Below are 3,299 nucleotides of genomic sequence, written 5' to 3'. Positions count from 1 at the left end.
GCTTACAGACAAGCTGTGACCGTCTCCGGGAGCTGCATGTGTCAGAGGTTTTCACCGTCATCACCGAAACGCGCGAGGCAGCTCTAAAATCTCCGTAAGAGCATAAGGGAAATTTGCTATCATTCAAAAATGATAGGTCTGGCAAAGCCAGACATTCCAAGGGTTTTAAGTAATTTTAAAGTGATATCATACAAAGCTGTAGTGTCACACTTTTGTGACACTACATACAGCATTTGTCACATGCATCTGATTTCACTTTTTGCATTCTACAAACTGCATAACTCATATGTAAATCGCTCCTTTTTAGGTGGCACAAATGTGAGGCATTTTCGCTCTTTCCGGTTGTCCATTCATGGCTGAACTCTGCTTCCTCTGTTGACATGACACACATCATCTCAATATCCGAATAGGGCCCATCAGTCTGACGACCAAGAGAGCCATAAACACCAATAGCCTTAACATCATCCCCATATTTATCCAATATTCGTTCCTTAATTTCATGAACAATCTTCATTCTTTCTTCTCTAGTCATTATTATTGGTCCATTCACTATTCTCATTCCCTTTTCAGATAATTTTAGATTTGCTTTTCTAAATAAGAATATTTGGAGAGCACCGTTCTTATTCAGCTATTAATAACTCGTCTTCCTAAGCATCCTTCAATCCTTTTAATAACAATTATAGCATCTAATCTTCAACAAACTGGCCCGTTTGTTGAACTACTCTTTAATAAAATAATTTTTCCGTTCCCAATTCCACATTGCAATAATAGAAAATCCATCTTCATCGGCTTTTTCGTCATCATCTGTATGAATCAAATCGCCTTCTTCTGTGTCATCAAGGTTTAATTTTTTATGTATTTCTTTTAACAAACCACCATAGGAGATTAACCTTTTACGGTGTAAACCTTCCTCCAAATCAGACAAACGTTTCAAATTCTTTTCTTCATCATCGGTCATAAAATCCGTATCCTTTACAGGATATTTTGCAGTTTCGTCAATTGCCGATTGTATATCCGATTTATATTTATTTTTCGGTCGAATCATTTGAACTTTTACATTTGGATCATAGTCTAATTTCATTGCCTTTTTCCAAAATTGAATCCATTGTTTTTGATTCACGTAGTTTTCTGTATTCTTAAAATAAGTTGGTTCCACACATACCAATACATGCATGTGCTGATTATAAGAATTATCTTTATTATTTATTGTCACTTCCGTTGCACGCATAAAACCAACAAGATTTTTATTAATTTTTTTATATTGCATCATTCGGCGAAATCCTTGAGCCATATCTGACAAACTCTTATTTAATTCTTCGCCATCATAAACATTTTTAACTGTTAATGTGAGAAACAACCAACGAACTGTTGGCTTTTGTTTAATAACTTCAGCAACAACCTTTTGTGACTGAATGCCATGTTTCATTGCTCTCCTCCAGTTGCACATTGGACAAAGCCTGGATTTACAAAACCACACTCGATACAACTTTCTTTCGCCTGTTTCACGATTTTGTTTATACTCTAATATTTCAGCACAATCTTTTACTCTTTCAGCCTTTTTAAATTCAAGAATATGCAGAAGTTCAAAGTAATCAACATTAGCGATTTTCTTTTCTCTCCATGGTCTCACTTTTCCACTTTTTGTCTTGTCCACTAAAACCCTTGATTTTTCATCTGAATAAATGCTACTATTAGGACACATAATATTAAAAGAAACCCCCATCTATTTAGTTATTTGTTTAGTCACTTATAACTTTAACAGATGGGGTTTTTCTGTGCAACCAATTTTAAGGGTTTTCAATACTTTAAAACACATACATACCAACACTTCAACGCACCTTTCAGCAACTAAAATAAAAATGACGTTATTTCTATATGTATCAAGATAAGAAAGAAAAGGATTTTTCGCTACGCTCAAATCCTTTAAAAAAACACAAAAGACCACATTTTTTAATGTGGTCTTTTATTCTTCAACTAAAGCACCCATTAGTTCAACAAACGAAAATTGGATAAAGTGGGATATTTTTAAAATATATATTTATGTTACAGTAATATTGACTTTTAAAAAAGGATTGATTCTAATGAAGAAAGCAGACAAGTAAGCCTCCTAAATTCACTTTAGATAAAAATTTAGGAGGCATATCAAATGAACTTTAATAAAATTGATTTAGACAATTGGAAGAGAAAAGAGATATTTAATCATTATTTGAACCAACAAACGACTTTTAGTATAACCACAGAAATTGATATTAGTGTTTTATACCGAAACATAAAACAAGAAGGATATAAATTTTACCCTGCATTTATTTTCTTAGTGACAAGGGTGATAAACTCAAATACAGCTTTTAGAACTGGTTACAATAGCGACGGAGAGTTAGGTTATTGGGATAAGTTAGAGCCACTTTATACAATTTTTGATGGTGTATCTAAAACATTCTCTGGTATTTGGACTCCTGTAAAGAATGACTTCAAAGAGTTTTATGATTTATACCTTTCTGATGTAGAGAAATATAATGGTTCGGGGAAATTGTTTCCCAAAACACCTATACCTGAAAATGCTTTTTCTCTTTCTATTATTCCATGGACTTCATTTACTGGGTTTAACTTAAATATCAATAATAATAGTAATTACCTTCTACCCATTATTACAGCAGGAAAATTCATTAATAAAGGTAATTCAATATATTTACCGCTATCTTTACAGGTACATCATTCTGTTTGTGATGGTTATCATGCAGGATTGTTTATGAACTCTATTCAGGAATTGTCAGATAGGCCTAATGACTGGCTTTTATAATATGAGATAATGCCGACTGTACTTTTTACAGTCGGTTTTCTAATGTCACTAACCTGCCCCGTTAGTTGAAGAAGGTTTTTATATTACAGCTCCAGATCCATATCCTTCTTTTTCTGAACCGACTTCTCCTTTTTCGCTTCTTTATTCCAATTGCTTTATTGACGTTGAGCCTCGGAACCCTTAACAATCCCAAAACTTGTCGAATGGTCGGCTTAATAGCTCACGCTATGCCGACATTCGTCTGCAAGTTTAGTTAAGGGTTCTTCTCAACGCACAATAAATTTTCTCGGCATAAATGCGTGGTCTAATTTTTATTTTTAATAACCTTGATAGCAAAAAATGCCATTCCAATACAAAACCACATACCTATAATCGATAACCACATAACAGTCATAAAACCACTCCTTTTTAACAAACTTTATCACAAGAAATATTTAAATTTTAAATGCCTTTATTTTGAATTTTAAGGGGCATTTTAAAGATTTAGGGGTAAATCATATAG

At 33.3% G+C, this 3,299-nt stretch carries 1 protein-coding gene and 2 pseudogenes; 1 reads left to right on the top strand and 2 read right to left on the bottom strand.

Translation table 11 applies throughout. From position 1 onward, the window contains the following. Positions 1 to 334: 334 nt before the first annotated feature. Both CK220_RS31170 and CK220_RS31165 read right to left on the bottom strand, forming a co-directional pair. Positions 335 to 559, bottom strand: a pseudogene (locus tag CK220_RS31170) (aminoglycoside nucleotidyltransferase); the annotation flags it as partial. A 159-nt stretch (positions 560 to 718) separates the two neighbouring features. Further along, complete coding sequence (locus tag CK220_RS31165; RefSeq protein ID WP_000336291.1) at positions 719 to 1,702, bottom strand: protein rep; 984 nt, start codon at positions 1,700 to 1,702, stop codon at positions 719 to 721. Positions 1,703 to 2,146: 444 nt separating this feature from the next. Between CK220_RS31165 and catA the strand changes: the two are divergent. Further along, positions 2,147 to 2,866: pseudogene (gene catA / locus CK220_RS31160) on the top strand (type A chloramphenicol O-acetyltransferase). The last annotated feature ends 433 nt before the right edge of the window (positions 2,867 to 3,299 follow it).

This window comes from Mesorhizobium sp. WSM3860 (assembly GCF_002294995.1).
Classification (GTDB): Bacteria; Pseudomonadota; Alphaproteobacteria; order Rhizobiales; family Rhizobiaceae; genus Mesorhizobium.
The sequence above is the reverse complement of the archived record's forward strand: the minus strand, read 5'-3'. Positions and strand labels throughout refer to the sequence as shown.